This is a genomic window from Mitsuaria sp. TWR114, from assembly GCF_007997345.1.
In genome coordinates, this window is record NZ_VOSR01001071.1 from 1 (window position 1) to 1,987 (window position 1,987).

The following is a 1,987-nucleotide window of genomic DNA, read 5'->3' on the forward strand; positions in this document are numbered from 1 at the left end:
GTCGAGCAGCACCAGGTCGGGTGGATCGTCGGCCATCAGCGCCATCAGCGCGCGCCCGGTGTGCAGCTGCGTCGTGCGGAAACCGTGGGTGGCGAGGTAACCGGCCAGCAGCTGGGTGATGTCCACCTCGTCGTCGAGGATCGCCACGTGCGCGGGCGCCGGCGCGGGGGCGCTCGGCGAGGAGGACGGGGAAGTTCCGGGCGTGCTCATTGGGCAGGCATTCTAGGAGGGCGTCCCGCCCGCGGGCCGCCTGACCGAGCGCGTCGCCCGGGCACGCCCCGACACGCGCGTCGACACACGCCTGAACGAGCGTCCGCGCGGATCAGGCGCGGATCAAGCGTTCGAGGGTGCGCGTCAGCCGGTCCAGGTCGATCGGCTTGACCATGTGCTCGTCGAAGCCGCTGCTCAGGGCCTTGTCGCGGTCGGACGCCTGGCCGTAGCCGGTCAGCGCGATCAGCCGCGGCGCGCCCGCGCCAAGCTCGTCGTGGATCAGCATCGCGAGCTGGTAGCCGTCGATGACCGGCATGCCGATGTCGAGCACCGCCGCATCGAAGCGCGAGCCGCGCAGCCGGTCCAGCGCCTCCTGCGGCAGCGTGGTGGTGACCACGTCGTAGCCGGCGTAGCGCAGCGCCAGCCCCAGCGTCTCGGCGGCGTCGCGGTTGTCGTCCACGACCAGCACCCGCCCCTGCACCGGCGGCAGCGTGTCCAGCGCCTCGGCCGCGGGGCCGGGTTCGGGCGGCGCCGCATGGATCTCGGCCGGAAGCGTGACCCGGAAGGTCGCGCCCTGCCCCGGCCCCTCGCTGTGCACCGCCACCTGGCCGTGATGCATCTCGACGAGCTGTTTCACGATCGCCAGCCCGATGCCGAGCCCGCCCTTGGAGCGGTCCAGCGTCGTCGAGCCCTGCTCGAACAGTTCGAACACGCGCGGCAGCATCTCGGCGTCGATGCCGGCGCCGTTGTCCTGCACCTCGATCACCAGCGCCTGCCCCTCGGCCCGCGCGGCGACGCGGATCTCGCCGTTCGTCGGCGTGTACTTGGCGGCGTTGCTGAGCAGGTTGACCACCACCTGCCGCAGCCGCGCGCGATCACCGACCAGGCGCAGCTCCGGCCCGACCTCGCAGGCGACCCGCAACTGGTGGTTGCGTTCCTCGAGCAGCGGGCTGACGCCCTCGATCGCGTCGCTGAGCAGGAAGGGCACGTCCACCGGCTCGCGCGACAGCTCGATCTTGCCGCGCGTGATGCGGGTGATGTCGAGCAGGTCGTCCACCAGCTTGGACAGATGGCCGACCTGGCGCTCGATGATCTCGTGCTCGCGCGAGAGCTGGCCCGTCTGCAGCCGGATCAGGTGCAGCGCCGTGGAGATCGGCGCCAGCGGATTGCGCAGTTCGTGACCGAGCATCGCCAGGAACTCGTCCTTGGCGCTGGCGGCGCGCTCGCGTTCGTGATCCAGCCGGGCGGCATGCAGGCCGGTGGAGGCCAGCGTCGCCGCCGCGCGCATGAAGGCGCTCTGGTGGGCGGAGGGGAAGTCCGGTCGCGACGAGCCGAACCACAGGCTGCCCGCCCGGCCCGCCGGTCCGAGGTAGAGCCGCACGACGCGCAGGGTGCCCAGCGGCGATTCGAGCGCGGTGGCGGTGTCGGCGGCGTCGGGCATCTGCCGGCAGGCGGCGATGAAGTCGGTCCAGGCATCGTGCGCGACGCGCACCCCGCCCAGCTGCAGCAGCGTCGTCGGCGCGGCGTCGGGCACCAGCGGCGCGTGCACCAGGCAGACCGCGGTGCCGACGATGCGGTTGACCGCCTCGGTCGTCAGCTGCAGCACGGTGGCGGCATCACGGCCCACCCACAGCGCGGGCAGCGCCAGCAAACCCATCAGGTCTCGCAGCGCCCGGTCGGCGGCGGACGGTTCTCTTTCTCGGGACATCGTCGTCATTCGGCACGCCGGCCTGGTGCCGGCACTGGAAGCGCCGCCGGTGCCGACCGTCCGCGGCGC

At 72.6% G+C, this 1,987-nt stretch carries 1 protein-coding gene and 1 pseudogene; both read right to left on the reverse strand.

Features of this window, described 5'->3' with window-relative positions; translation table 11 throughout:
• Positions 1 to 210, reverse strand: a pseudogene (locus FUT87_RS27440) (hypothetical protein); the annotation flags it as partial.
• A 112-nt stretch (positions 211 to 322) separates the two neighbouring features.
• Positions 323 to 1,987 (reverse strand): ATP-binding protein (locus tag FUT87_RS27445; protein ID WP_222617327.1); only part of this gene is annotated, 1,665 nt, incomplete at its 5' end.